22 protein-coding genes and 1 riboswitch are annotated in these 25564 nt (G+C 69.7%); of the genes, 7 read left to right on the plus strand and 15 right to left on the minus strand.

Annotation, left to right across the window (positions count from 1 at the left end):
* Positions 1-46 precede the first annotated feature (46 nt).
* The 4 genes from efeB to ACIGEP_RS00555 all read right to left on the minus strand — a co-directional run bounded on the left by efeB (position 47) and on the right by ACIGEP_RS00555 (position 5121).
* Positions 47-1342, minus strand: a complete 1296-nt coding sequence (gene efeB / locus ACIGEP_RS00540; RefSeq protein WP_396659683.1) for an iron uptake transporter deferrochelatase/peroxidase subunit — start codon at positions 1340-1342, stop codon at positions 47-49.
* Positions 1339-2577 carry an iron uptake system protein EfeO gene (efeO, locus tag ACIGEP_RS00545; RefSeq protein ID WP_396659684.1) on the minus strand — a complete coding sequence of 413 codons (1239 nt, stop codon included), beginning with the start codon at positions 2575-2577 and terminating at the stop codon, positions 1339-1341. Before efeO ends, efeB begins: the two co-directional genes overlap by 4 nt.
* A complete protein-coding gene (gene efeU, locus ACIGEP_RS00550; RefSeq protein ID WP_396659685.1) occupies positions 2574-3524 on the minus strand; it encodes an iron uptake transporter permease EfeU in 951 nt (316 codons plus the stop codon). The genes efeO and efeU overlap by 4 nt, the downstream gene beginning before the upstream one ends.
* Positions 3525-3687: 163 nt before the next feature.
* Positions 3688-5121, minus strand: coding sequence for a helix-turn-helix domain-containing protein (locus ACIGEP_RS00555; RefSeq protein ID WP_396659686.1), 1434 nt, complete (start codon positions 5119-5121; stop codon positions 3688-3690).
* A gap of 109 nt (positions 5122-5230) precedes the next feature.
* On the opposite strand from ACIGEP_RS00555, the gene ACIGEP_RS00560 reads away from it, so the two are divergent.
* On the plus strand, positions 5231-7132 hold the full coding sequence (locus ACIGEP_RS00560) for a phosphoenolpyruvate carboxykinase (GTP) (RefSeq protein WP_396659687.1): 1902 nt from the start codon (positions 5231-5233) through the stop codon (positions 7130-7132).
* 76 nt (positions 7133-7208) lie between these two features.
* Here ACIGEP_RS00560 and ACIGEP_RS00565 read toward each other — a convergent pair whose 3' ends face one another.
* Entirely contained in the window at positions 7209-9071 is a 1863-nt protein-coding gene (locus tag ACIGEP_RS00565) for an ABC transporter ATP-binding protein (protein WP_396659688.1), read from the minus strand.
* A 59-nt stretch (positions 9072-9130) separates the two neighbouring features.
* Between ACIGEP_RS00565 and ACIGEP_RS00570 the strand changes: the two genes are divergently transcribed.
* The 3 genes from ACIGEP_RS00570 to ACIGEP_RS00580 are packed head-to-tail and all read left to right on the plus strand — an operon-like array spanning position 9131 to position 11768.
* Positions 9131-10072 carry an ABC transporter ATP-binding protein gene (locus ACIGEP_RS00570; RefSeq protein ID WP_396659689.1) on the plus strand — a complete coding sequence of 314 codons (942 nt, stop codon included), beginning with the start codon at positions 9131-9133 and terminating at the stop codon, positions 10070-10072.
* Positions 10069-10950, plus strand: a complete 882-nt coding sequence (locus ACIGEP_RS00575; protein ID WP_396659690.1) for an ABC transporter permease — start codon at positions 10069-10071, stop codon at positions 10948-10950. The genes ACIGEP_RS00570 and ACIGEP_RS00575 overlap by 4 nt, the downstream gene beginning before the upstream one ends.
* Positions 10947-11768, plus strand: coding sequence for an ABC transporter permease (locus ACIGEP_RS00580; protein ID WP_396659691.1), 822 nt, complete (start codon positions 10947-10949; stop codon positions 11766-11768). Before ACIGEP_RS00575 ends, ACIGEP_RS00580 begins: the two co-directional genes overlap by 4 nt.
* Positions 11769-11771: 3 nt before the next feature.
* Here ACIGEP_RS00580 and ACIGEP_RS00585 read toward each other — a convergent pair whose 3' ends face one another.
* The 8 genes from ACIGEP_RS00585 to ACIGEP_RS00620 form a co-directional block, all read right to left on the minus strand.
* Entirely contained in the window at positions 11772-12764 is a 993-nt protein-coding gene (locus ACIGEP_RS00585; RefSeq protein WP_396659692.1) for an NADP-dependent oxidoreductase, read from the minus strand.
* A 127-nt stretch (positions 12765-12891) separates the two neighbouring features.
* Positions 12892-14340, minus strand: a complete 1449-nt coding sequence (locus ACIGEP_RS00590; protein ID WP_396659693.1) for an MFS transporter — start codon at positions 14338-14340, stop codon at positions 12892-12894.
* Positions 14341-14510: 170 nt separating this feature from the next.
* Positions 14511-14858, minus strand: a complete 348-nt coding sequence (locus ACIGEP_RS00595; RefSeq protein WP_396659694.1) for a Fe-S protein — start codon at positions 14856-14858, stop codon at positions 14511-14513.
* A gap of 51 nt (positions 14859-14909) precedes the next feature.
* Positions 14910-15383, minus strand: coding sequence for a 6,7-dimethyl-8-ribityllumazine synthase (gene ribH / locus ACIGEP_RS00600; RefSeq protein ID WP_396659695.1), 474 nt, complete (start codon positions 15381-15383; stop codon positions 14910-14912).
* Positions 15380-16660: a GTP cyclohydrolase II gene (gene ribA, locus ACIGEP_RS00605; protein ID WP_396659696.1), complete on the minus strand. Its 1281-nt coding sequence runs from the start codon at positions 16658-16660 to the stop codon at positions 15380-15382. Before ribA ends, ribH begins: the two co-directional genes overlap by 4 nt.
* Positions 16657-17304, minus strand: coding sequence for a riboflavin synthase (locus tag ACIGEP_RS00610; RefSeq protein WP_396659697.1), 648 nt, complete (start codon positions 17302-17304; stop codon positions 16657-16659). Before ACIGEP_RS00610 ends, ribA begins: the two co-directional genes overlap by 4 nt.
* The gene (gene ribD, locus ACIGEP_RS00615) at positions 17304-18323 is read right to left on the minus strand and encodes a bifunctional diaminohydroxyphosphoribosylaminopyrimidine deaminase/5-amino-6-(5-phosphoribosylamino)uracil reductase RibD (protein ID WP_396659698.1); all 1020 of its coding nucleotides are present in this window, start codon (positions 18321-18323) and stop codon (positions 17304-17306) included. The genes ACIGEP_RS00610 and ribD overlap by 1 nt, the downstream gene beginning before the upstream one ends.
* Before the next feature lie 65 nt (positions 18324-18388).
* A riboswitch (FMN riboswitch) is annotated at positions 18389-18530 on the minus strand.
* 67 nt (positions 18531-18597) lie between these two features.
* The gene (locus ACIGEP_RS00620; RefSeq protein ID WP_396659699.1) at positions 18598-19557 is read right to left on the minus strand and encodes a sugar-binding transcriptional regulator; all 960 of its coding nucleotides are present in this window, start codon (positions 19555-19557) and stop codon (positions 18598-18600) included.
* 128 nt (positions 19558-19685) lie between these two features.
* Here ACIGEP_RS00620 and ACIGEP_RS00625 point away from each other — a divergent pair, with 128 nt between their 5' ends.
* Both ACIGEP_RS00625 and glpK read left to right on the plus strand, forming a co-directional pair.
* Positions 19686-21383: a glycerol-3-phosphate dehydrogenase/oxidase gene (locus ACIGEP_RS00625; protein WP_396659700.1), complete on the plus strand. Its 1698-nt coding sequence runs from the start codon at positions 19686-19688 to the stop codon at positions 21381-21383.
* A 55-nt stretch (positions 21384-21438) separates the two neighbouring features.
* Positions 21439-22971, plus strand: a complete 1533-nt coding sequence (gene glpK / locus ACIGEP_RS00630; protein ID WP_396659701.1) for a glycerol kinase GlpK — start codon at positions 21439-21441, stop codon at positions 22969-22971.
* 1 nt (position 22972) lies between these two features.
* Here glpK and ACIGEP_RS00635 read toward each other — a convergent pair whose 3' ends face one another.
* Together ACIGEP_RS00635 and ACIGEP_RS00640 are read right to left on the minus strand one after the other, a co-directional pair.
* Positions 22973-23836, minus strand: a complete 864-nt coding sequence (locus ACIGEP_RS00635; protein WP_396659702.1) for an Fpg/Nei family DNA glycosylase — start codon at positions 23834-23836, stop codon at positions 22973-22975.
* A gap of 43 nt (positions 23837-23879) precedes the next feature.
* The gene (locus ACIGEP_RS00640) at positions 23880-24437 is read right to left on the minus strand and encodes a GNAT family N-acetyltransferase (RefSeq protein ID WP_396659703.1); all 558 of its coding nucleotides are present in this window, start codon (positions 24435-24437) and stop codon (positions 23880-23882) included.
* Between the two features lie 506 nt (positions 24438-24943).
* Here ACIGEP_RS00640 and ACIGEP_RS00645 point away from each other — a divergent pair.
* Positions 24944-25492 (plus strand): endonuclease domain-containing protein, encoded by a 549-nt coding sequence (locus ACIGEP_RS00645; RefSeq protein ID WP_396659704.1) that lies wholly within the window; start codon positions 24944-24946, stop codon positions 25490-25492.
* Positions 25493-25564: the final 72 nt, after the last annotated feature.

Raw genomic sequence — 25564 nt, forward strand, 5'->3', positions numbered from 1 at the left:
GGGGGCGTGCTCCCCGCCCCACCGTGTGCGGAGCTGTTCTCCCTGATCAGGCGAACAGCTCCGCACCGGCGTATGACCCGGTCCGCGCGCCGCGGGGGATCGCCCAGATCCCCGACGCCACATGGCGTACGTACTCGTTCATGAGATCCGTCGACAGCGACCGTTGCAGCGAGATGAACTGCTCGGGGGAGCGTTGATACGACAGGAAGAACAACCCCGCATCCAACCGGCCGAGGTCGGTGTTGCCGTCGACGTAGTTGTATCCGCGTCGCAGGATGCGGATGCCCCGGTTCAGCTCCGGATGGGCCAGGCGCACGTGCGAGGCGGCGTCGATGGCGGGGGAGCCGGAGGCATCCCGCTTTCTGAAATCGGGAGCCGTCGTCTCGGTGCCACCGGAGAGCGGGGCACCCTCGGACTTGTCGCGTCCGATGATCCGCTGCTGCTCCGACAGGCGCACGCGGTCCCACGTCTCGATGATCATCGCGACCTTGCGGGCCACGAGGTACGAGCCGCCCGCGAGCCACGCGGGTTCGTCGCCGCGCCCGACCCAGACGTGCTCGGTGAGACCCTCCGTGTCGTCCGCGAGGATGTTCGCGGTGCCGTCCTTGAACCCGAAGAGGTTGCGCGGCGTCGCCTGCGCGGCGGTCGTCTTCGAGGTCTTGCCGAACCCGAGTTGCGACCACCGCAGGCGGGCGCGGCCGAACGCGATACGACTGAGGTTGCGGACGGCGTGGACGGCGACCTGCGGGTCGTCGGCGCACGCCTGGATGCACAGGTCGCCGTTCGACAGTGCCGGGTTCAGATCGTCGCCGAGGAAGGCCGGGAGCTTCGCGAGCCCTGCCGGACGGAGCGAGGCGAGGCCGTACCGGTCCGTCCCGTCCGCGGCCTCGAAGAGGGTGGGGCCGAACCCGAAGGTGATGGTGAGAGCGGATGCCGGCAGCCCGAGCGCCTCGCCGGTGTCGTCCGGCGGCGCCTCGGGCGACCCGCCGACCGCTCCCGTCGCACTGACGTCGAGGCCCTGCGTCATCCGGGCAGCCGCGTAGCTCCAGTCCTGCAGCACGGACTGCAGGTCGGCGCGGTCGGTGCCTTCCATCATGTCGAAGGATGCAAAGTGCAGGTGATCCTGCATCGGGGTCGTGATCCCGGCCTGGTGCTCCCCGAAGAAGGGGTGGACGGAAGCATCGGCCACGTTCGAGTGCCCGAGGGAGCTCGCGGCCCACGCCCCGCCGCCCGCACCGAGGGCGAGGCCCGTGGCGCCGACGCCGGCGGCCAGACCGAACAGCCCCCGGCGGCTGAGTCCGGGACGCGGCGCGTCCGGGGACTCCGTCTCCTCCGCGGTCACTGCAGGACGGTCGCGGTCAGCCGCGACAGCGGTTCGGCGAGGGCGTTCAGAAGGTCCGTCAGGGTGCGCTTGTCGTCGTCGGTGAGCGTGCGATAGGCGACGAATCCGTCCGTCAGTGAGCCGTGTTCGGCCAGCGCCGCCTCGAGGTCGTCGTAGCGGCCGGTGATCTCCTTCGTGAGCGCCGCCCCGTCCGCACCGGTGGCAGCGGTGAGGTCCTCGACGAGGGAGAAGGCCATCTTCGAGCCTTCGACGTTGGCCGCGAAGTCCGACAGGTCGGTGCCCGACCACCAGTCCTCCTCGCCCGTGATCTTGCCGGTCGCGACCTCGTCCAGGAGCGCGATGGCCCCATTGGATATCCCCGCCACCCCCTGTGCGTCGAGAGCCTGCTGGAACGCGTCGGAGTGGACGTAGTCGTTCAGCTCTGCGACGTCGGCGATGAGCTGGTCACCGAAGGCGGCGCGCTCTGCGGTCGTCGACGGTGCCCAGTCCTGCCAGGCGGGAGTCTCGCCGTCGGCGTTCAGCGCGTCCTTCTCCGGCACCCAGAGGTCCTTCTCGATGCGGTGGAAACCGGTCCAGTCGAGGCCCTCCGCGACGGCGTCGACCTCGCGGTAGTCGATCCGCGGGTCGAGGTCTCCGAGGGACTCCGCGACGGGCTCGATCCGCTCGTAGTATGCGCGGACCCTCGGGAACTGCGCGCGGGCCTCGTCGTCCTTCCCGGATTCGTAGGCGGTCACGAAGGTGTCGACAGCCGGCACGAGCTGCTCGACCTGATCTTTCACGAAGGCCGCGTAGAGGTCGACGGCCTTCTCCTTCTGCTCGGCGTCGTCGCCGGTGGCGGCGACCGTGTCGCCGGTGACCGTGAAGTCCGCCCGGCCGATGCCCTCACCCACCATTCCGGGCTTGCAGAGCGTCGTGTACGCGCCCGGCTGGGCGACGACGGTGAGGGTACGCTCGGCGCCGGGCGCGATGTTCTCCACTTCGCCGATGATCCGCAGGCCGTCCTCGGCGAGGAGGTAGAACTCCGTCACCTGCGAGCTCCGGTTCGAGACGGCGAATGTCAGCGTGCCGCTGGTCGCCGTCGTCGTCGAGACGTCGCACGAGTCGTCGGTCGATGTGACGGTGAGGGCGTCCGCGCCGGCCGCATCGGTCTTGGCCACGCATCCGGACAGGATGACGGCGGCCAGGGCGGTGAGGGCGAGGGCGGCGGGCGCGTGCGCGCGACGGGCGAGGGTCATGATGCTCCTTGGGATGCGGGGCGGGGCGTGGCGGCGGCGGGGGATGCCGCAGGACGGGGGCGCGGGCGTCCGAGCAGCCCGCGCACGAAGAACGTGCCGACGACGAGGAGGTAGACGCCCCAGGCGATGACCTGGAGCCACGTCATCTGCGGCATGAAGCCGACCGTGGCCTGCAGGATCGCGGCGAGCGTGCTGTCGGGGGCGATCCCACCGGTCACGTCGAACGCCCAACCGAAGGGCAAGCCGCTCCAGCCCACGCCGACGGCTCCGGTGGCCGGGTCGATCGTGGCGGCATCCGAGAACGGACCCGGCAGGGCTGCCGCCTCCTGCAGATCGTGGATCGCATAGGCGAGGACCCCGGCGGCCACGACGACGAGGAAGCCTCCGGTCCATGCGAAGAACCGGCGGAGGTCGAGGCGCACCATTCCACGGGCCAGCAACCACCCGAGGACGATCGCGACCGCGATGCCGAGGACCGCGCCGACCAGTCCGACACCCTCCTCGCCGGAGGACTGCACCATCGACCACAGGAAGAGGGTCGTCTCGATCCCCTCGCGGGCGACCGACACGAAGCCGATCAGGACGATGCCCCAGAACCCGCCCATCGCGAGGGCGCGGTCGACGCCGCGCTCCAGGTGGGACCGCATGGTGCGGGCGGTCCGCTGCATCCAGAAGATCATCCACGTCACCATGCCGACGGCCAGGAGGGAGAGCAGTCCTCCGATGAGTTCCTGCGCCTGGAAGGTGAGGGCGTAGGCGCCGAAGGTGAGGACGGCGCCGATAACCAGGACGAGCGTCGCAGCGAGCCCGACGCCCGCCCACAGTCGGGGGAGGACGTCTCGGCGCTCGATGCGCGTCAGGTAGGCGGCGAGGATGCCGACGACGAGCGCGGCCTCGAGACCTTCGCGGAGGCCGATGAGGAAGGGGGGCAGGAGCGAGGCGAGCACGGGATCTCTTCGGGTTCACGGAAGTGAGGCCGGTGCCTGCTGCCCCGTCGCAGCCCGTCCGCGGACTCGGTCGGGTCGAGTCGCGACTTAGGTTAGGCGAACCTCACCGCGTGAGCGTACACCCGGGATGCTCGGCCGTTCAACACGGCGCCGAACACGGTCCTCAGGCGTGTCGGTCGAGGAACGCGTAGACCTCGCCGTCGTCGACCCCCGGGAACATCCCGCGCGGCAGGGGGGAGAACATCTGCATGTGCACGCGAGCGCTCGGCCACGCCTTGCCCTGCCATCGCTCGGTGAGCTCGGCGTCGGGGCGGCGGCAGCACGCCTCGTCGGGGCACGTCGACGTCGCGCGCTTATGGGTCTCCCGCCCGCGGAACCAGCGGGCGTCGTCGAACGGCACGCCGACCGTGATCGAGAACTCGCCCTCGGCGGTCGTGCCGGTCTGACTCGAGCACCAGAAGGTGCCGCCAGGTGTGTCGGTGTACTGGTAGTGCTCGGTCGTGCGGTTCTGCTCGGCGAATGCCGACCGCGCCGCGAACTTCCGGCAGACGACCTGGCCCTCCACCGATCCGGTCACATCCATCGGCAGGGGGAGTCCGTCGTTCTCGTAGACCCGGTTGATCGCGCCCGCGCCGTCCACACGGAGGAAGTGCAGCGGGATGTCGAGATGTTGCGTGAGGAGGTTCGTCAGCCGCATCCCTGCCGCTTCGTGGGTCACACCGAAGGCGTCGCGGAAGTCCTCGACGGCGAGGTTGCGATCCTTCTTCGCCTGCGACAGGAACGCGACCGACGCCGTCTCCGGCATGAGGCAGCACGCCGCGTAGTAGTTGATCTCGAGACGCTGCTGCAAGAAGTCGGCGTAGTCGGTGGGCGGAGCGTGACCGAGCAGCCGGTGGGCCATGGCCTGCAGGGCCATGGACCGCAGACCGTGCCCGCCGGGGATGGAGGCCGGCGGCAGGTAGATCCGACCGTTCTCGAGATCGGTGACCGAGCGCGCCGAGTGGGGAAGGTCGCCCGCGTAGATCAGCTCGAAGCCGAGCTGCTCGGCCATGATGCTCACGGTCCGGTGGGTGAGGGCGCCGGTCGTGTGTCCGGCCGCCTTCAGCTTCTTCTCCGCCAGTTTCTCGATGTCGGGGAGGTAGTTGTTCTGCTCCCGCATCCGCAGTCGCAACTCGGTGTTGGCGCGGCGGGCCTCTTCGGGGGTTGCGATCGACTCGCGTTCGCGGCGTTCGAGTTCGCGGTGCAGTGCGAGGATCCCCTCGATCACCTCGTCCGACATCGTCTTGCTCACCTTGACCGGGGGGACGCCCAGGCGTCGGAACACAGGACTCCGCTGCGCGCGTTCGAGCTCGAGCTCGAGCGCGGCGCGACGATTGGGCGGCTCGTTGGAGAGCAGATCGGTGACGTCGGTGCCCGTCGCGGTGGCGATGGCCTGCAGCACCGAGAGTTTCGGCTCGCGCTTGCCGTTCTCGATGAGGCTCAGCTGGCTGCCGGCGATGCCGACGACGGCACCGAGCTCGTCCAGCGTGTAGCCGTGCGCCTGGCGGTGGTGCCGGATGCGGTGGCCGAGGGTCGAGAGCTGGAGGGGCGTCGCCATGATCTTGATGTTAGCGAAAGAATCCAAGTTTTTTACGCCGAGAATCGCTGAAAGCCGGCTGGCGCAGGCGCACAGTGGAACCACGACCACCCCGACCGAGGAGCGCCGAATGGCCATCGCAGACCTGTTCACCCGCCCCACCCGCACCGTCACCGCCGCCGCTGCGCCCGCGGCAGGGACGGCGCCCACCGGCATCCGCCCCACCGTCACCGGCGCGGGGATGGCGGCCCTCGAGGCGTGGGTCGACGAGATCGCCGCCCTCACCGAGCCCGCCCGCATCCACTGGGTCGACGGTTCCGCAGCCGAGAACGACGCCCTGCTGCGGCAGCAGGTCGACGAGGGCAAGCTCATCAAGCTGAACCCCGAGTGGCGACCCGGTTCATACCTCGCCCGCTCGCACCCGAGCGACGTCGCCCGCACCGAGGGCCGTACCTTCATCGCATCGGAGCGCGAAGAGGATGCCGGGCCCACCAACAACTGGATCGCCCCCGACGAGATCCGCGCCACGATCACCCCTCTGTTCGCCGGCAGCATGCGGGGCCGCACGATGTACGTCGTGCCGTTCTCGATGGGCGCCGTGGGCGGCCCCCTCTCGCACATCGGCGTCCAGGTCACCGACAGCGCCTACGCCGTCACCTCGATCGGCATCATGACGCGTGTCGGCGCCGAGGTGCTGCAGCAGATCGCCGACGGCAAGCCCTGGGTCAAGACGGTGCACTCGGTGGGCGCGCCGCTGGCGCCGGGCCAGCAGGACGTCCCGTGGCCCTGCAACGACGAGAAGTACATCGTCCACTTCCCCGAGACGCTCGAGGTGTGGTCGTTCGGATCGGGCTACGGCGGAAACGCGATCCTCGCCAAGAAGTGCTTCGCCCTGCGCATCGCGTCGGTCATCGGTCGCGACGAGGGGTGGCTCGCCGAGCACATGCTGCTCATCCGCGTCATCGACCCGGCCGGCAAGGCGTACCACGTCGCCGCGGCGTTCCCCTCGGCGTGCGGCAAGACGAACCTCGCCATGCTCCGCCCGACGATCCCGGGCTGGCGCGTCGAGACCCTCGGCGACGACATCGCGTGGCTCCGTCCCGGTGAGGACGGCCGCCTGTGGGCGATCAACCCCGAGGCGGGCTTCTTCGGCGTCGCCCCCGGCACCGGCGAGTCGACCAACGTCACGGCGGTCGACACCCTGTGGGGCAACACGATCTTCACCAACGTCGCGCTCCGCCCCGACGGCGACGTCTGGTGGGAGGGGCTGACCGACGAGGCGCCCGCCGAGCTCATCGACTGGGAGGGCAAGCACTGGACCCCGGCATCCGGTCGTCCCGCCGCCCACCCCAACTCCCGCTTCACGGTCAGCGCGGGGCAGTGCCCGCAGATCGCGGACGACTGGGACGCCCCCGAGGGTGTGCCGCTCGACGCGATCCTCTTCGGCGGTCGTCGCGCGACCAACGTCCCCCTCGTCGTCGAGGCGACCGACTGGACGCACGGCGTCTTCATGGGCTCGAACATCTCGTCCGAGCGCACGGCTGCGGCAGAAGGTCTCGTCGGCGAGCTGCGCCGCGACCCCTTCGCCATGCTGCCGTTCTGCGGCTACAACATGGCGGATTACTTCGGTCACTGGCTCAAGGTCGGGCAGAAGCTGCGCTTCGACCGGGCGCCGCGGATCTTCCAGGTCAACTGGTTCCGCAAGGGATCGGACGGCCGCTTCCTGTGGCCCGGGTTCGGTGACAACGCTCGCGTCATCGACTGGATCATCCGCCGGATCGACGGGTCGGTCGGCGCCGTCGACAGCCCGGTGGGTCGTCTGCCGAAGACCGAGGACCTGAACCTTGCGGGCATCGAGGTGCCGCAGGCAGACCTCGATGAGCTGTTCGCGGTGGACCCGGCATCCTGGCTCGCCGAGGCCGATCTCACCGAGGAGTTCTACCGGACGTTCGGCGGCAAGGTGCCCGCCGCGCTCTACGCCGAGCTCGCCGCCCTCCGCTACCGCCTGCAGCGCACGCAGCAGGAGGTCTGACCCGCCGGCTCACGCGCCGAGCCGTCGCAGATGGTCGCTTTCCCTCGCGGGAGGCGACCATCTGCGACGTCTCGCGTCAGACCAGCAGCTGACGGGCGGCGAGGTCGCGGTAGAGCGGGACGTCGCGGACCAGTTCCTCGTGCGTGCCCTGGCCGACGACGCGGCCGTGATCGAGGACGACGATGAGGTCGCTGTCCACGACCGTCGACAGCCGGTGCGCGATGACGACGAGGGTGCGGCCGGTCGCGACCGCGTCGATCGCCTCCCGCATCCGCTGCTCGTTGAGGCCGTCGAGCGAGGACGTCGACTCGTCGAGCAGCAGGATGGGCGGTGCCGCCAGCAGGGCGCGGGCGATGGCGAGACGTTGACGTTCGCCGCCCGAGAGCATGACACCGGCCTCGCCCACCGGGGCCTGCAGTCGGAGCGGGGAGCGCTCGAGGACGTCCGTCAGGTTGACGGCGGCGAGGACCCGCTCGCAGTCCTCGTCCGAGGCATCCGGCGACGCGAGTCGCAGGTTGTCGGCGATCGTGCCGGCGAGCGTCGGGGCATCCTGCTCGACGTAGCCGAGCCGGGCGCGGAGCGAGAGGCGGTCGAGGGCGCGGGCGTCGACGCCGTCGATGATCACGGCGCCGGCGGTCGGATCGTAGAACCGTTCGATGAGGGCGAGGGTCGTCGACTTGCCCGCCCCGGAGGGTCCCACGAGCGCGACCCGGGAACCACGCGGCACGCGGAACGAGACTCCGCGCAGGACGGTCGCCTCGGAGTCGGACTCCTCGGGCAGGGGGGCGCGGGCATCGGCGAGCGTCTTGAGCGCCTCGTCCTGCGCGCTCCGCCGAGCGCGGACGACCGCATCCGGGTAGGAGAAGTGCACATCGCGGAACTCGATCGCGGCCTCGGAAGCGGACGGTGCGGCGGAGGCGGCGATCGCCGCATCCTGCGCCGTCTCGTCGGGCAGGTCGAGGACCTCCTGGATGCGGCCGAGGGCGCCGAGGGCCTGATTCACCGACGTGATCGCCCCGAAGAACGAGGCGAGCGGCTGCACGAGGAAGAACAGGAACATCACGAAGACGACGAGCTGCGCGATCTCGATCGCGCCGGATGCCACGCGGAAGCCGCCGACGCCGAGCACGACCAGCAGCGACACCTGCAGGGCGATGCCGGCCACGGGGACCACGACCGCGGAGGCCTTCGCCACCCTCACCCCGGCGTCGTAGGCCTCACCGGCCGTGGCGGAGATGCTCTCCTGCTCGCGGGACTCGGCGCCCGACGCGCGGATGGTGCGGATCGAGCCGATCGCGCGCTCCACCCCCGAGGCGAGCGCTCCGACCTTCTCCTGCTGGACGGAGGTGGCCCGACGGATGCGGCCGCTCAGGACGCCGACCACTGCCGCCGATGCCCCGATGACGACCACGATGAGCAGCAGGAGCACGGGATCGATGACGAGCATCGCGATGATCGCGCCCACGAAGATGAGAGCGTTGCCGATCGAATCCGCGAATCCCTGGGTGAGGACCGCGTAGAGCAGTGTGGTGTCGGTTCCGACGCGGGAGACCAGGTCGCCCGTGCGACGAGCGTCGTACTCCTGCACCGGCAGGTGCAGGAGCTTCGCGATGAGGCGTCGGCGGCTGGAGTACACGACGGCGGTGCCGGTGCGCTGCAGCAGATAGTGCTGGAATCCGCCGATGAGGGAGGAGAGGATCACGAGGCCCACGAGGACCCACACGAGGATGCCGAGGGCGTCGCCGGCTTGCACGCGTCCGATGACATCGCCCACCAGCAGCGGCTGAACGAGCGTGGCTGCCGCTTCGAGGATGCTGAGGACGGCGACGACGACGAGGACGCCCTTGTGCTCGAGGAGGAAGGGCAGGAGCTGGCGGAGGCTGGCGCGGGGGCCGTCGTCCTTCGAGGGGCGACGCAGACCGCGGCGGGGCGTGGACATCCCTCTATCTTCCTCCGCGACGGCTGAGTGGTGTCCCCTCCCGTCGGTAGGGTGGTCCGGTGCCAGAACCCGTGATCCGCGCCGACCAGCTCGTGAAGGCCTACAAGAACAAGGGCAAGCCCGATTTCCTCGCGGTCGACGGTCTGTCCTTCGAGGTCGCACCGGGCGAGTCCTTCGGTCTTCTCGGCCCCAACGGCGCGGGCAAATCGACGACGATGAAGATGATCGGGGCCGTGTCGACCCGCACGAGCGGGGATCTCTCGATCCTCGGTCTCGACCCCGACCGCTTCGGCCCCGAGATCCGCTCGCGGCTGGGCGTCGTCCCGCAGCAGGACAACCTCGACGGCGAGCTCAACGCCCGCGAGAACCTCTACATCTACGGACGGTACTTCGGTCTGCCGGGCAAGGTGTGCGCGCAGAAGGCCGACGAGCTGCTCGCCTTCGCGCAGCTCGAGGACAAGGCCAAGAACAAGGTCGACCAGCTCTCCGGCGGCATGAAGCGCCGCCTGACGATCGCGCGCGGACTCATCAACGATCCGCGCATCCTCCTGCTCGACGAACCGACCACCGGGCTCGATCCCCAAGCACGTCACGTCCTCTGGGACCGCCTGTTCCGCCTCAAGGAGCGCGGTACGACACTCGTTCTGACGACGCACTACATGGACGAGGCCGAGCAGCTGTGCGACCGCCTCATCGTCGTCGACAAGGGGCGCATCATGGCCGAGGGGAGCCCCGCATCCCTCATCCGGGAGCACTCCAGTCGTGAGGTGCTCGAGGTGCGCTTCGGTTCCGATCGCAACGAGCAGGTCGCCGCCCAGCTGCAAGGCATCGGCGACCGCGTCGAAGTGCTGCCCGATCGCATCCTCGTCTACGCGCACGACGGCGAAGCCGCGCTCGAGCGCGTCACGGCGACGGGCCTGCAGCCGGTGACGAGCCTCGTGCGGCGTTCGAGCCTCGAGGACGTCTTCCTCCGCCTCACCGGACGGTCGCTGATCGAATGAGCGAGACCACGCAGGCGGCGCAGCCGACCCTCGACGACTTGCGCGCCGAAGCGCTCGCGTGGGGCCGCAAGCCGCGGCGTCACGGCAGCTGGTACGTGACTGAGCACATGGTGCGCGCGATGCGCGCGTACGGGTGGACGATCGTCGTCGGCGCGCTCGGACAGCCGGTGCTGTACCTCCTCGGTCTCGCCGCGGGTCTCGCCGCCCTGATACAGGCGCCGATCGACGACCGCGGTGTGCAGGTGGACTACCTGGTGTTCGTCGCACCGGCCCTGCTCGTGACGGCTGCGATCTCGGTCGCGTCCGAGGAGATGACCTACCCCGTCATGGCCGGGTTCAAGTGGCGTCGGTACTTCTTCGGCTTCAACGCCTCCGCCCTCTCGAGCCCGCAGATCGCGAACGGCGTCATCGTCGGCGCCGCGGCGCGCATGCTGTTCGCCGTCGCGGCCTACTACCTGTTCATCTGGCTCCTCGGCGCGCTCGGTATCGGATGGACGACCGTGCCGAACCCCGGGACCGGCTGGCTCGCGATCCCGGCCGGGCTGCTCGCCGGCCTCGCCTTCGGCATCCCGCTCATGGCGTATGCGGGCTCGATCGAAGACGACAAGGGGCAGTTCGCCCTTGTGCAGCGGTTCATCTTCATGCCGATGTTCCTGTTCTCGGGCACGTTCTATCCGCTCGACACACTGCCGGTGTGGCTGCAATGGATCGGCTGGGTCTCGCCGCTGTGGCACGGCGCCGAGCTCGGCCGGCTGGCCACCTACGGTGCCGCGGTCCCGCCGCTCATGATCGCCGTCCACCTCGCGTATCTGGTGGTGTTCGCCGGGGTCGGATACCTCTGGGGTCGGAAGGTCTTCATCGAGAGGCTCGCGAAGTGAGCGCTGCGACCGTCGACACCACGGACCGTCGCGGGGGCGTGCGGGCCCTGTGGGCGGGGAACCCCGGCGCGGTGGTGCAACGCGGACTCATCGCCGCCCGCTCGTCGAGTTGGGTCGTCGTCGTCTCCGGCTTCTTCGAGCCGGTCTTCTACCTGCTGTCGATGGGTCTCGGCCTCGGTGCGCTGATCGGCACCGTCCAGACCTCTCAGGGTGTCGACGTCCCCTACGAGGCGTTCATCGCGCCGGCGCTCCTGGCGGTCTCGGCGATGAACGGCGCGATCTACGACTCGACGTGGAACGTCTTCTTCAAACTGAACTACGGCAAGCTCTACGAGGGGATGCTGGCGACCTCGCTCGGTCCGCTCGATGTGGCCCTGGGCGAGATCCTCTACGCGCTTCTGCGCGGCCTGCTCTACGCGACGGGCTTCATGATCGTCATGCAGGTCCTCGGACTGAACCTGGCATGGACGGCGATCCTCGCGATCCCGGCGGTGCTGCTCATCGCGTTCGGGTTCGCGAGCCTCGGCATGGCCATCACGAGCTACATGAAGACGTTCCAGCACATGGACTGGATCAACTTCGTCCTCCTGCCGATGTTCCTGTTCTCGGCGACGTTCTACCCGATCACCGTGTACCCCGAGTGGGTGCAGTCGGTCGTCATGGCACTGCCGCTGTGGCACGGCGTCGAACTCATCCGCGGGCTGACCCTCGGCATCCTGTCGGTCGACATGCTGTGGCACGTCCTGTACTACGTCGTGATGATCGCCGTCGGCCTCGTCTTCACGACGAAGCGGCTGCGCGCGCTGTTCCTCGATTGAGGGTCAGCGCCGGGACTCCATGACCTCGCGCGCCTTGCGGATGCGGCGGGGGTTCACGGGGTGCGTGGCGAGCACGACCTTTCCGCGCGAGTGCAGCTTCTGCAGGTCGTCGTACGCCTCGGCGACGTCGGCGAGCGGATAGAAGCCCGAGACGAGGACATTCACGGCGCGCTTCTCGGCGAGGTCGACGACCTTGCGCAGCTGATCTGTGCCGTGCGCGACCGCGTCCGGCTCATCCGAGAGGAGGGCGACCTCGCGCTCGCGCCGGTCGGCGCTCGAGCGGAACTTGCCCGCCGGCACCCCGAGCGCCTCGGCGATGTCTTGCCCGTCCTGACCGAAGTTGTCGATGTACGCGCTCACGCCGTCGGGCGCGAGGGCGCGGATGCGGTCGACGATGCCCTCGCCGTAGCGCACCGGCTTCACGCCGAGCTGGCGGAGGTAGTCGAAGTTGCGGTCGCCGCACGTGCCGATGACCCGCGCGCCCCGGTGCAGGGCGATCTGCGCCTCGACGCTGCCGACGCCGCCCGCGGCGGCGGAGATCACCACGGTGTCGCCGGCGCCGACCTTGAGCTCGTCGAGGATGTCGAGAGCGGTCGTTCCGGCGAGGTAGAGGCCCCCGGCGGTCTCGAAGGTGACGTTCTTGGGTTTGCGCACCAGGCGGTCGACGGAGACCGTCACGTGGCTCGCCTGCGCACCTGCGCGAAGGTGGCCGACGACGTCGCTGCCGACCGGGAAGCCCGTCGTGTCGGGCCCGACCGCGATGACCGTGCCCGCGAAGCAGCTGCCCGAGCGACGGGGGAAGGGATCGTCCCATTCCTTCTCGGCTCCCGAGCGGACGAAGCCGTCGATGTGGTTGAGGCCCATGGTCATCACCTCGACGGTCACCTCGCCGGGGCCGGGCTCGGGGAGGGGGCGGCTGACGAGGTGCAGCACCTCGGGTCCGCCGGTCTCGTCGTACTCGACGACTGATGCGTCTGCGACCTTCTTGATGGCCATCGTCCACTCCTCATGTGCCTGTGGGGCCGACGATAGCCCGGCACCCGCGGGGGCGGGAGCTCTTGACAGACGGATGCCGCGACCCTCCCGACGGGGTGGGCCGCGGCATCCGTCGGATCAGGCTCTGTCAGCGCGCGCCGAGGTCCACGTGTCCGATGTTGGTCTCGTACTCGACGTCCTTGGTCTCCTTCGACAGCCACAGCGCGATGAAGGTGAGGACGGCCGAGCCCGACAGGTAGACGCCGACGAGCCACGGCGAGCCACCGGCGGCCGCCCACAGCGCGGTCGCCACGATCGGGGCGAGTGCCGCCCCGAGGATCGACGACACGTTGTACGAGATCGCCGAGCCGGTGTAGCGGACGTTGGTGGGGAACAGTTCGGGCAGGAGCGCACCCATCGGTCCGAAGGTGGCGCCCATGAGCATGAACCCGAAGATGAGGAAGGCCTGCACGAGCGCGCCGCTGAACTTCGGGTCGAGCTGCGGGAGGAGGAACACGTTGAAGAGCAGGCCGAAGACGGCGATCGCGCCCGTGATCCACAGCAGCAGTCGGCGGCGGCCGATGGTGTCGGCGACGGGTCCCGAGAGCAGGGTGAACACACCGAAGAACACGACGCCGATGATCTGCATGATGACGAAGTCGGTGTAGCCGAATCCGAGCCCGGGGACGTAGGTGGCGGCGTCGAACGCGGTCCCCGTGGCCTCGGCCGCCGCGGCGGCTCCCTCGGTGGTGGCCTTCGTGCCGTAGGCGAGGGTGAAGCTCGTCATCAGGTAGAAGAGCACGTAGGTCGCCAGCATGATGAACGTGCCGAGGATCAGCTGCTTCCAGTGGCGGCGGACGACCTCGCCGAGGGGGAACTTGCGAATGGCGCCGGTCTTCTCGGCCTTGGCGAACGTCTCGGACTCGACGAGCTTGAGCCGGACGTACAAGCCGACGATGACCATGACGGCGGAGAACAGGAACGGCACGCGCCATCCCCACGCGAGGAACTCCTCGCTGCGCTGCGCCGGGCCGTCGGGGTGCGGCAGCAGGAAGTAGATCACCAGGAACACCGTGTTGGCGATGATGAAGCCGATCGGCGCGCCGAGCTGCGGGAACGTGCCGTACCACGCGCGCTTGCCCTTGGGGGCGTTCTCGGTCGCGACGAGCGCAGCGCCCGACCACTCGCCGCCGAGGGCGAAGCCCTGAGCGAGGCGGAGGACGAGCAGCAGGATCGGCGCGAGCACGCCGACCTGGTCGAAGGTCGGGAGGAGTCCGATGAGGAAGGTCGCGACACCCATCGTGAGGAGGGAGCCGACGAGGGTCGCCTTGCGACCGAACTTGTCGCCGAAGTGGCCGAAGATCACGGCGCCGACGGGGCGGGCCACCATGGCGGCGCCGAAGATGCTGAACGAGAGCAGCAGGTTCGTGGTGTCGTTGCCGGCGGGGAAGAAGAGGAAGGGGAAGACGAGGACGGCGGCGGTCGCGTAGACGTAGAAGTCGTAGAACTCGATCGTCGTGCCGATGAGGCTCGCCGTGATGACGCGGGAGCGGGGGTTGGCGGGCGCGGCGGATGCCGCGGGTGCTGCGGATGACATGCGGGGGACCTTCGGAACGAAGCGGTGGGTCCTCATGGGACGCGTCGGCGGCGGATGTCTTCGCAGGGGTGTCGCGGGGACATCACAGCACTGGGATCACCGAGGCGTCCACGGAGTCGTCGGCGCCAAACCTCAAGCCTACTCCCGCGCGTCGGGCGCGGCCGGAGCGGTCACCAGATGACCGCGAGTCCGGCGTTGAGCAGAGTGAGGATGCCGATGGGCCAGAAGATGCCGGCAGGCACCGAGCCGGACTTCCGCAGGCGTCCCGCTCCCGCGCCGAGCAGGCCGCCGATGATCACCAGGACGACGAGCTTGATGCCGATCTTCACGTAGTTCAGGTCGTGGTCGAGACCCCACGGGGCGGACAGGGCGAGACCCGCGACGAGGGCGATACCGAGCCCCCAGTGCATGATGCGCGTGACGCGGCGCTGACCGACGAGTTCGACCACCCAGGCGCCGAAGAGCGTCGCGAAACCGACGAGGTGGACGAGGACGACGATGCTGCGCAGGATCTCCATGCCCTCAGGCTACCTGAAGGTGGAGATGCCGCGCAGCATCGGGTCGCGCAGTCAGACGCGGAGCTCCCGCAGGACGAGCGCGGTGCGGATCGCGGCATCCGCTGCTTCGGCGCCCTTGTCCTCCTTCGACCCCTCGAGGCCCGCTCGGTCGAATCCCTGCTGCTCGTCGTCGAGGGTGAGCACGCCGAACCCGACGGGCTTGCCGGTGTCGAGCGCGACACGGGTGAGGCCGTCGGTCGCCGCCGACGAGACGAAGTCGAAGTGGGGTGTGCCGCCCCGGATGATGACGCCCAGGGCCACGGCGGCGTCGGCGCCCGCGTCGAGCGCGGCCTTCGCGACGACGGGCAGTTCGAACGAGCCCGGCACCCGGACCAATCGCCAGGATGCCCCGGAGGCGTCGAGCACCCGCTTCGCGCCGGCGATGAGGCCGTCGGTGATCACGTCGTGCCACTGCCCCGCGACGACGACGACCGACAGGTCGCTCGCGTCGACGACCTCGGTCTTCGGCGCTCCGTGTCCGCTCATGCGGTGTGCTCCTCACTGTGCGCGAGAGCCTCGCGCAGCTCGTCGGCGTCGATGATGTGACCCATGCGGTCGGCCTTCGTCGCCAGGTACTGGTGGTTGTTCGCGCCCACACCGACCAGGAGGGGCACCTGATCGACGATCTTGAGACCGAGCGCCGTCAGCTGCGCGACCTTGTCGGTGTTGTTGGTGAGCAGACGGATCTGCTTGACGCCGAGGTCCGACAGGATGCCGGCGGCAGCCGCGTAGTCGCGGGCGTCGGCCGGAAGGCCGAGCGCGAGGTTCGCGTCGACGGTGTCGAGGCCGCGCTCCTGAAGGCTGTAGGCGCGCAGCTTGTTGATGAGGCCGATGCCGCGACCCTCGTGACCGCGCATGTAGATGACGACACCGCCGTCCTGCTCGATCGCGTCGAGGGCCGCCTCGAGCTGCGGCCCGCACTCGCACTTGAGCGAGCCGAACGCCTCACCCGTCAGGCACTCGGAGTGCACGCGCACGAGCGGCGCCTCCTCCGCGAGGTCGCCCGAGACGACCGCGATGTGGTCGGTCCCGGTGATCCGATCCTTGTAGGCGAGGAAGCGGAACTCGCCGTGCGAGGTCGGCACGGTCGCCTCGGCGCGCAGGCTCACGCGGCGCTTGGCGGGGTGGTCGGTGTGGGCCGACGTGCTGTCACCGTCGGCCGCGTTGAGATGCGCGATGAGCTGCTCGATCGTGATGACGGGGATGCCTTCGCGCTCGCCCATCTCGATGAGCCCCGGCATCCGCATCATGCTGCCGTCGTCGGCGACGACCTCGCCGATGACACCGACTGGCTGGAGGCCGGCGAGCTGCATGAGTTCCACCGCGGCCTCGGTGTGTCCGGCGCGCTCGCGCACGCCGCCGTCCACCGCGCGCAGCGGGAGGACGTGACCTGGGCGGATGAGCGAGGACGGCACCGACCCCGGGTCCGCGAGGACGTTGACCGTGCGGGCGCGGTCCGACGCGCTGATACCGGTCGTGACGCCCTCGGCGGCGTCGACACTCACGGTGTAGGCGGTGCTGCGGGCGTCCTGGTTCTGCTCCACCATCGGAGGGAGGTCCAGGCGGTCGGCCCAATCGGCCGGCATCGGGGCGCAGAGGAATCCGCTCGACCAGCGGATGGTCCAGGCGAGCCATTCCGGCGATGCGAGCTCGGCGGAGAGGATGATGTCGCCCTCGTTCTCGCGGCTCTCGTCGTCGGCGACCAGGATCGGCCGGCCTTCCTTGAGCGCTGCCAGGGCGTCGGGGATGGTGGAAAGGCTCATCGGGAGCCTCCTTCTTCTGTGGACGGGATGCCGTCGGGTGAGGCGAATCGGAGCAGCCGCTGCACGTGCCGCGCGAGGATGTCGGTTTCGAGGTTCACCCGGTCGCCCGGGCTAAGGGCCCCGAGCGTGGTGACCTCGAGGGTCTCGGGGATGAGGGAGATCTCGAACCAGTGCGACGGGACGTCGGGTTCGGACACGGCCGATACGGTGAGGGAGACCCCCTGCACGGTGATCGATCCCTTGTCGACGACGAGCGGCGCGAGGTCGGCGGGGAGCGAGACGCGCAGGACACGCCACTGCGCGCCCGGACGCACCTCGAGCACCTGACCGGTGCCGTCGACGTGGCCCTGCACGATGTGGCCACCCAGACGCGTATGCGCGGCGAGGGCCCGTTCGACGTTGACGCGGGAGTCGACGCCGAGTGCGCCGAGCGTCGACATGTCGAGGGTCTGCTTCATCACGTCCGCCGTGAACCCGTCGGAGGTCTGATCGGTGACCGTCAAGCACACCCCGCTGATCGAGATCGAGTCGCCGCGCTGCGCGTCGGAGACGGCGAGGGGCGCCCGGACGGTGAGGCGCACGCCGTCGCCCGAGGGCTCGATCGCGGTGATGACGCCCTGTTCTTCGATGATGCCCGTGAACATCAGTCCTCCTGGGGGGTCAGGGTGACGAGGATGTCGTCGCCGAGTCGGTCGACGCCCGTGATGTCGAGGCGCCGCTGCTGGGAGATGGTCGTGACGCCGATGTCGCCGACGGCGAGGCGGTCGCCGCCGATGAGGGTCGGCGCGATGTAGACGAGGAGTTCGTCGACGAGCCCCTGGCGCAAAAAGGATGCCGCCAGCGTCGGACCGCCCTCGATGAAGACGCGCTGGGCGCCCAGTTCGCGGAGGCGGTCGAGCAGGTCCCGGAGATCCTCGCCTTCGTCCTGCATGAACGGACGGGGGTGCGTGCGCAGCCGGGCCTCCTGAGGTACGGCGCGGATGCCGACCACGACCGGTCGGGGCTGGTCCTCGTACAGCCCGCCGTCTTCGCGCCGCGCGGTGAGAGCGGGGTCGTCGGCGAGCACGGTACCCGTGCCGACGACGATCGCGTCCGCGAGCGAGCGGCGGTGGTGCACGTCCGCGCGCGCCGCAGATCCGGTGATCCACTGACTGGTGCCATCGGATGCCGCGGCCCGCCCGTCGAGCGACTGCGCCCACTTCAAGGTCACGTGCGGTCGCCCGAGTCGTTGGACGGTCAGCCACGAACCGATCAGCTCGGTGCCCTCGTCGCTCAGCACACCGCCCTCGACGTCGACACCGGCTGCCCGCAGCCGCTCTGCGCCTCCCGAGGACACCTCGCCCGGGTCGTCGACGGCGTACACGACGCGGCCGATGCCCGCCTCGATGAGAGCGAGGGCGCAGGGGCCGGTGCGTCCGGTGTGGTTGCACGGTTCGAGAGTGACGACCGCGGTGGCGCCGCGCGCGGCATCCGGCTCCAGCTTCGACAGCGCGTCGATCTCGGCGTGGGGGGTTCCGGCACCGTGGTGCCAGCCCTCGGCCAGCACCTCGCCGGCGGGAGACAGGATGACGGCCCCGACCTGGGGGTTGAGACCCCGTGGCCCGCGCCGGGCGAGCGCGAAGGCGTGACGGAGCGCCGCGCGCTCTGCGTCGGTGACACTCATCCGGATCCTCACGATGGGGTGTTCCGGGGCGCGGGCGCAGGCAGGAGGTTCGGCGTCGCCGCATCACCCGTGCTGCCTCCCATCCGGACTAGCGATTCGCATCGCATCACCGTCGGTTCCGGAATCACACCGGATCAGCAGGATCTTCAATCCCGCTCGCGGACTGTCACCGCCGGTTCGGATTCTCACCGACCCCGGAGCACGTTTCTTGCTCTCGAAGTGTAGTCAACCGAGACCGGACGATTTCATTCCCCGTCATCTCTTGACGCGGGGGTCATTCCGTCAGGGCACGCGCGGTCGCCTCGTCGACGACGAGCTCGGTGACCAGACGTGCCGCGAGCGCCCCGCGCAGACTGTCGCGCTTGTCTACCCCCGAGACGATGCACACGCGGCTCGGCACGCGGCGCAGCACGTCGAAACGCGGCCCGGTCGCGCGGTCGTTCAGCTCGATGCCGCGCGTGGACCCGTCGAGGCGGTAGAACACCGTCGCGACGTCGCCGACGACGCCCTCGCGCTCGAGCGCGGCGAGTTCTTCGGGTTCGAGGTAACCGCCCGAATACACGTGGCTGGGCACACGCGAGTCGGCCGCGCCGACGCTGAACACGACGAGGTCCATCGCCGCCTGCATGGCGAGGATGCGGGTGGTGCTGCGCTCCCGCCACATCGCCTGCTTCGTGCGGGGGTCGTCGAAGAACGCGGGTACGGGGAACTGCTGCGCGCTGCCGCCGTACGCCACGGCGAACCTGCTGAGGATGTCGCTCGCGTAGAGCAGGCCGGTCGTCCGGGTGTTCCCCGACCCGTTCAGTTGCACGAAGGTCGTGCCGTGCACGGCCTTGGGGACGAGGCGTCGGCTGACGGCGGCGGTCGTCGACCCCCACGCGACTCCGACGGTCGAGTCCGCCTCGATGAGGTCGCCGAGCAGGTGCGCGGCCGCCGTCGCCACCCGCTCCAGACGCTCCACCTCGCTCGCATCGTCGGGAACGGGCACGACGTGCGCGGCGATCCCGTAGCGGTCGGCCAGGTTCTGTTCCAGCAGCTGGGGGGCCGCGAAGGGAGAGCGGATGCGGATGTCGACGATCCCTGTCGCCCGGGCCCGGGACAGCAGTCGCGAGACCGTGGAGCGGCTCGTTCCGATCTCGCGCGCGATGGCCTCCATCGTGCGGTCCTGGACGTAGTACAGGTGTGCGGCGGTGAGCGCGCGCCGGACGTCGTCGGGATCCAGGGTGTCTTCCACGGATCACAGTGTGCACGTATGTGCAACCGGACTGCAATCCCGTCCACCGATGTGATGATGGGTGCCATCGGCCACTGCGGTGGCGGTCTGAGGCGAACCGGGCACAGCCCCGGAAGAGGGAGAGTGGCGTGGACACCGAGAACCGACGGACGACGACGGCGCTGCGCGAGCGGCCGCAGGCAGACGTGCTCATCATCGGTGGCGGCATCAACGGCGTCGCGACCTTCCGTGACCTCGCCCTCCAGGGCGTGGACGTCGCTCTCGTCGAGCGCAGCGACTTCCTCTCCGGCGCGTCGGCCGCGTCCAGCCACATGATCCACGGCGGCATCCGCTACCTCGAGAACGGGGAGTTCCGCCTCGTCCACGAGGCGGTCACCGAGCGCAACGACCTGCTGACCACCGCCGCGCACTACGTGCGTCCGTTGCGCACCACCGTGCCCATCTTCTCGACGTTCTCGGGTCTGTTCTCTGCGCCGCTGCGCATGCTGCTCCATCGCAAGACCGCCTCCACCGAGCGCGGCGCCCTGCTGATCAAGGTCGGGCTCATCATCTACGACTCGTTCTCGCGCGGCGGTGGGCGCGTTCCCCGGCACACCTTCCACGGTCGGCGCCGGTCGCTGCGTGACCTGCCCGATCTCAATGCCGACGTGAAGTACACCGCGACCTACTGGGATGCCTCTCTGCGCGAGCCGGAACGCCTCGGCCTCGACCTCGTCCGCGACGGTGTCGCCCTCGGCGGCAGCCGTGCCCGCGCCGCGAACTACACGTCGGCGGTCGGAGTCGACGGCGGCAAGGTCGTCCTGCGGGACGAGGTGACGGGCGAGGAGTTCCCCTTCTCGGCATCCGTCGTCCTGAATGCGGCGGGACCGTGGACCGACCTCGCCAACCGCGCCCTGGGCGACGCGACGCGGTACATGGGCGGCACGAAGGGGTCGCACATCGTCCTGGACCACCCTGAGCTCATGCAGGCGACCGGCGGCCGCGAGATCTTCTTCGAGCACTCGGACGGGCGCATCGTGCTCATCTACCCGCTGAACGGTCGCGTGCTCGTGGGCACGACCGATCTCGAGCACGACATGGCCGAGCCTGCGGTCTGCACCGAGGAGGAGGTCGACTACTTCCTCGACCTCGTCGGCCACGTCTACCCGACCATCCGCGTCGACCGGTCGCAGATCGTGTACCGCTACTCGGGTGTCCGTCCCCTTCCCGGCCACGGCGACATGGCTGCGGGCTTCGTCTCCCGCGACTACCGCATCGAGGAGGCGACGCTTCCGGGCTCCGACGGCGTGCCCGTGCTGAGCCTCGTCGGGGGCAAGTGGACCACGTTCCGTGCCGTCGCCGCGCGCCTGGCCGACGAGCTGATGGCGCGCATCGGACGCACGCGGGTCCGCTCGACCAAGGGACTGCCGATCGGCGGCGCCGTCGGGTTCCCGCGCACCGACGCCGAGCGCGACGAGTGGGTCCACCACCACCTCGGCGACTTCGGACTCGAGCGCGGCACCCGCCTCCTGCACCGGTACGGAACGCACGCGCTCGCCGTCGCCGCCGCGCTCCGGCAGGACGACGAGGATGCGGCCCTCGCCTCCCTGCCGCGATTCAGTTCGGGTGAGTTCCGTCACATCGCGCGCACCGAGTCGGTCGTGCACCTCGACGACATCGTGCTGCGGCGGACGAACGTCGGCTTCCGCGGTGAGGCGACACCCGAGGTCCTCGAAGAGGTGGCCGATGCCATCGCGGATGTGATGGGCTGGGATGCCGCGACCCGGCGCACGGAGATCGACCGGACGCTCGTCGCGGTCCACGCCGCCGATCCCGTCGCTGTCTGACGCCGGCATCCCGTCGCCGCCAACCGGCGACGAGTACTCGAAGAGGAGACGAGACGTGACCGAGCACGTGATCGCCATCGACCAGGGCACGACCTCGACGCGGGCCATCGTGTTCGACGGGCAGGGCAACCTCGTCGCCACCGCCCAGCGGGAGCACGAGCAGATCTTCCCGCGCGCGGGACGCGTCGAGCACGACCCGGTCGAGATCTGGACCAACACCGAATGGGTCCTCGCCAAGGCGCTCGGCCGCGTGGGACTGTCGGCGGCCGACGTCGCGGCGATCGGCGTGACGAATCAGCGGGAGACCGCGATCGTGTGGGACCGCCGCACCGGCCGGCCCATCCACAATGCGCTCGTCTGGCAGGACACTCGCACGCAGCCCGCGATCGACCGTCTGATCGCCGCGCACGGCGTCGACGCGTTCGCCGACGTCACCGGCCTGCCGCTCGCGTCGTACTTCTCCGCGTCGAAGATCGCGTGGATCCTCGACAACGTCGACGGCGCGCGCGAGGCGGCGCGCCGCGGCGATCTGCTCTTCGGGACACCCGACACGTGGGTCGTCTGGAACCTCACCGGCGGCAGCGACGGCGGCATCCACATCACCGACGTCACCAACGCGAGTCGCACGCTCCTCATGGACCTGACGAGCCTCGACTGGTCCGACGAGATGCTGCAGGTGTGGGACATCCCGCGCGAGATGCTGCCCGAGATCCGGTCGTCCTCGGAGGTGTACGGCGAGGTCGTGCAGCCGCGGGTGGCGCGGGGCATCCGGATCGCCGGCATCCTGGGCGACCAGCAGGCCGCGACCTTCGGCCAGGCGGCGTTCGACGCCGGGCAGTCCAAGAACACCTACGGGACCGGCAACTTCCTGCTCGTCGGCACCGGCACGGAGCTGGTGAGATCGGATGCCGGTCTCATCACCACGGTCGCCTACCGTCTCGGCGACGAGCCGCCGCATTACGCCCTCGAGGGGTCGATCGCCGTCACCGGATCGCTCGTCCAGTGGCTGCGCGACAACCTCGGCATCATCTCGGAGTCGACCGAGGTCGAGCGTCTCGCCCGCAGCGTCGACGACAACGGCGGCGCCTACTTCGTCCCCGCGTTCTCAGGTCTGTTCGCCCCCTACTGGCGCCCCGACGCCCGCGGCGCGCTGGTCGGCCTCACCCGCTACGTGACGAAGGCCCACATCGCGCGGGCCGCCCTCGAGGCGACCGCCTTCCAGACGCGGGATGTCATCTCCGCCGTCGTGTCCGACACCGGCCGTGAGCTCGAGGAACTCCGCGTCGACGGAGGCATGACGCGCAACGACCTGCTCATGCAGTTCCAGGCCGACATCCTCGGCATCCCGGTCGTGCGCCCCAAAGTCGTCGAGACGACGGCGCTCGGCGCCGCCTACGCCGCAGGTCTCGCCGTCGGGGTCTGGTCGGGGCTCGACGCCCTGCGGGGGTACTGGCAGGAGGATCGCCGGTTCGAGCCGCAGATGGATTCCGACGAGCGGGACCGTCGCTGCCGGCTGTGGGCGAAGGCTGTCGAGAAGTCCATGGGGTGGGTCGACGACGACGCACGCGTGCTCGCCGGCACGGTCTGACCTACTTCAGCAGGCGCGACAGCCGGCGGTCGGCGAGGATCTTGCCGCCCGTCTGGCACGTGGGGCAGTACTCGAGACTGTTGTCCGCGAAGAACACTGACCGCACCTCGTCTCCGCAGACCGGGCACGCCTGTCCCCGGCGGCCATGGACGGCCATCCCGCGGCGCTTGGCGTCTTTGAGGTCGGCGGGCGGTTTGCCGGATGCCGCGGACACCGCTTCGGCGAGCGTCTGCTGCATCGCCGCGTACAACCGATCGACCTCGGCATCCGTCAGCGTCGCGGCCAGGGCGTAGGGCGACGTCTTCGCGGCGTGCAGGATCTCGTCGGAGTACGCGTTGCCGATGCCCGCGATGATCGACTGGTCGCGGAGGACCCCCTTGATCTGCGTCCGTCGACCGGCGAGGAGGCCTGCGAGGGTGTCGCGCGTGAAGGACGGGTCGAGGGGGTCGGGGCCGAGGCGGGCGATCCCGGGAACGTCACCGGGGGAGCGGGCGGCGTAGTAGGCGAGCGACTTCTTGGTGCCGGCCTCGGTGAGGTCGAACCCGGAGCCGTCGTCGAACCCGACACGTAGGGCGATCGGGGTCTTACCCGGGCGGATCACCGTTGCCGGCAGCTGGTCGTACCACCGCAACCAGCCGGCCTTGGCGAGGTGGAAGACGAGGTGGACACCGGTATCCGTTTCGAGGTCGACGAACTTGCCGTGCCGCTGCGCACCGGTCACCGTCGCCCCCTTCACCGCGTCGATCGGCGGATCGTACGTCTTCAAGGCGGCGATGTTCGCGACGGAGACCTTCGTGACGGTCAGTCCGGTCGCGCGCTCGCGCAGGAAGTCGACCAGTCCTTGCACCTCGGGCATCTCCGGCATGCCGTCATCCTGCCACTCGCATCGGACGGTGATGAGGGGGTTGTCAGATCACCGGCCAGTGCACCGGGGTGCGGTCGTCGTCGGGGAGGAGCGCCGCGATCCACCCGTCGTAGCGCCCGCGGGGGTCGCTGAGGCCCTGCCGCAGGATCCCCTCGTACCGGAAGCCGAGCTTCTGCGCGACACGTGCCGAGGCGCCGTTGCCGACGATCGCTCTCCACTGGATGCGGGCGAGGGCGAGCGGTTCCGCGAAGCCGAAGTCGACGACGGCGGTCGCGGCCTCGGTGAGGTAGCCGTGGCCACGGGCCGCGGCATCCATCCAGAACCCGATCTCGGCGGAACCCCGCTTCTCGACGCGGTGCAGACCGACCATGCCGACCCAGCGCCCCTCACAGCGCACGGCCCAGGTGAGCTCGCTCTCCTCCTCCCACCAGGTGGCGGCCTTCTCGACGAACTCCTCAGCATGCCGTCGCTCGTAGGGAGAGGGCAGGGTGGTCCAGCGGGGCACCTCGGGATCCTGCGCCGCCGCCGTGATCGCCTCGATGTCCGCCTCGGTCGGTACCGACAGTTCGAGCCGCTCGGTCCGCAGGATCACCGGTTGCACCCTCCGACCCTATCCGCGGCTCTGTCCCGACTGCAGGTTCAGACGTGCGTTGGACGGTGCTCGTCGACGGATTCGCCGTTACCTCCTGCATTCGGCACGAGGATTCCTCCCCCGTGGCCGGGCGCAACCGATCAGCCAACATCCTTCGCCGGGTGGGGTCGGCGCACCGCCGTGGTCCGAGAGCGTCGTCGCATGACCTCGTCACGCGATCGGTGTGCCTTCGCCGACAGAGCTGCAAACCTCCTCGCCGTCCGGTCGCACACCGCGCACGACCTCCGGTCGTCCGGGATGTCGAAACGGGCCATCGCGCGGGCTGCTGCGGACGGTGTGATCGTGGCGGTTCGGCGCGGTCGATACGTCGCCTCGGACGCCCCGGTCGATGTCATCCACGCAGCGCGCGTCGGCGGTCGACTCACCTGCGTGAGCGCACTACGCCTCTTCGAGATTTTCACCCTCACGTCAGAGGGTCTGCACGTGCACGTCCGCCGCACGCGGCTCGACTCCGGATGCCGCATGAGGGAGCCCGCCGGCATTGGTCGCCATCTATCGGGGAGCGAGCTTCCGGCGCAGGTATCTCTCACCCATGGGACCTCCTCGCGCACGCGATCATCTGCCAGTCGCCCGCGGCGGCTGTTGCGACCCTCGATAGTGCCCTGCACTGGGGCCTGGTCGCCCCGTCGGAGCTCGACCTCATCTTCGCCGCCGTGCCTCGGAAGTACCGCGTCATCCGGAAACTGCTCGACGGTCGAGCCGAGTCCGGGCCGGAGTCGTTGATGCGACTCATCCTGCGCCGCCTCGGCGTGACCGTCGAGGTGCAGGTGAGGATCGACGGAGTGGGGAGGGTCGATCTGCTCGTCGACGGATGGCTCGTCGTCGAGTGCGACAGCGATGCGCACCATTCCGGTCCGCTCCCCCACAGGGTCGACCGTCGCCGCGACCTGGCGCTCGCCGCTCTCGGATACACGACGCTCCGGCCGATGGCGGCCGACATCATGTGGAATCCCGATCGGGTGGTCGCGGCGGTGAGGGGATTGCTGCGCGCGCGCCGGCGCTGACGGTGTCCCGAATGCAGGCGCAGCGTCGGTGGTGCGGTCGGAAACGTCCTGAACGGGCGACTGAACCTGCAT

It is taken from the genome of Microbacterium sp. NPDC077663 (assembly GCF_044542795.1).
Taxonomy (GTDB): Bacteria; Actinomycetota; Actinomycetes; order Actinomycetales; family Microbacteriaceae; genus Microbacterium.

Bases quoted from the DNA above. Each gene is read 5' to 3' on its own strand.
- efeO (WP_396659684.1), bottom strand. From the start codon at position 2,577: ATGACCCTCGCCCGTCGCGCGCACGCGCCCGCCGCCCTCGCCCTCACC.
- ACIGEP_RS00555 (WP_396659686.1), bottom strand. From the start codon at position 5,121: ATGGCGACGCCCCTCCAGCTCTCGACCCTCGGCCACCGCATCCGGCAC.
- ACIGEP_RS00560 (WP_396659687.1), top strand. From the start codon at position 5,231: ATGGCCATCGCAGACCTGTTCACCCGCCCCACCCGCACCGTCACCGCC.
- ACIGEP_RS00565 (WP_396659688.1), bottom strand. From the start codon at position 9,071: ATGTCCACGCCCCGCCGCGGTCTGCGTCGCCCCTCGAAGGACGACGGC.
- ACIGEP_RS00575 (WP_396659690.1), top strand. From the start codon at position 10,069: ATGAGCGAGACCACGCAGGCGGCGCAGCCGACCCTCGACGACTTGCGC.
- ACIGEP_RS00585 (WP_396659692.1), bottom strand. From the start codon at position 12,764: ATGGCCATCAAGAAGGTCGCAGACGCATCAGTCGTCGAGTACGACGAG.
- ACIGEP_RS00590 (WP_396659693.1), bottom strand. From the start codon at position 14,340: ATGTCATCCGCAGCACCCGCGGCATCCGCCGCGCCCGCCAACCCCCGC.
- ACIGEP_RS00595 (WP_396659694.1), bottom strand. From the start codon at position 14,858: ATGGAGATCCTGCGCAGCATCGTCGTCCTCGTCCACCTCGTCGGTTTC.
- ribH (WP_396659695.1), bottom strand. From the start codon at position 15,383: ATGAGCGGACACGGAGCGCCGAAGACCGAGGTCGTCGACGCGAGCGAC.
- ribA (WP_396659696.1), bottom strand. From the start codon at position 16,660: ATGAGCCTTTCCACCATCCCCGACGCCCTGGCAGCGCTCAAGGAAGGC.
- ACIGEP_RS00610 (WP_396659697.1), bottom strand. From the start codon at position 17,304: ATGTTCACGGGCATCATCGAAGAACAGGGCGTCATCACCGCGATCGAG.
- ribD (WP_396659698.1), bottom strand. From the start codon at position 18,323: ATGAGTGTCACCGACGCAGAGCGCGCGGCGCTCCGTCACGCCTTCGCG.
- ACIGEP_RS00635 (WP_396659702.1), bottom strand. From the start codon at position 23,836: ATGCCGGAGATGCCCGAGGTGCAAGGACTGGTCGACTTCCTGCGCGAG.
- ACIGEP_RS00645 (WP_396659704.1), top strand. From the start codon at position 24,944: ATGCCGCATGAGGGAGCCCGCCGGCATTGGTCGCCATCTATCGGGGAG.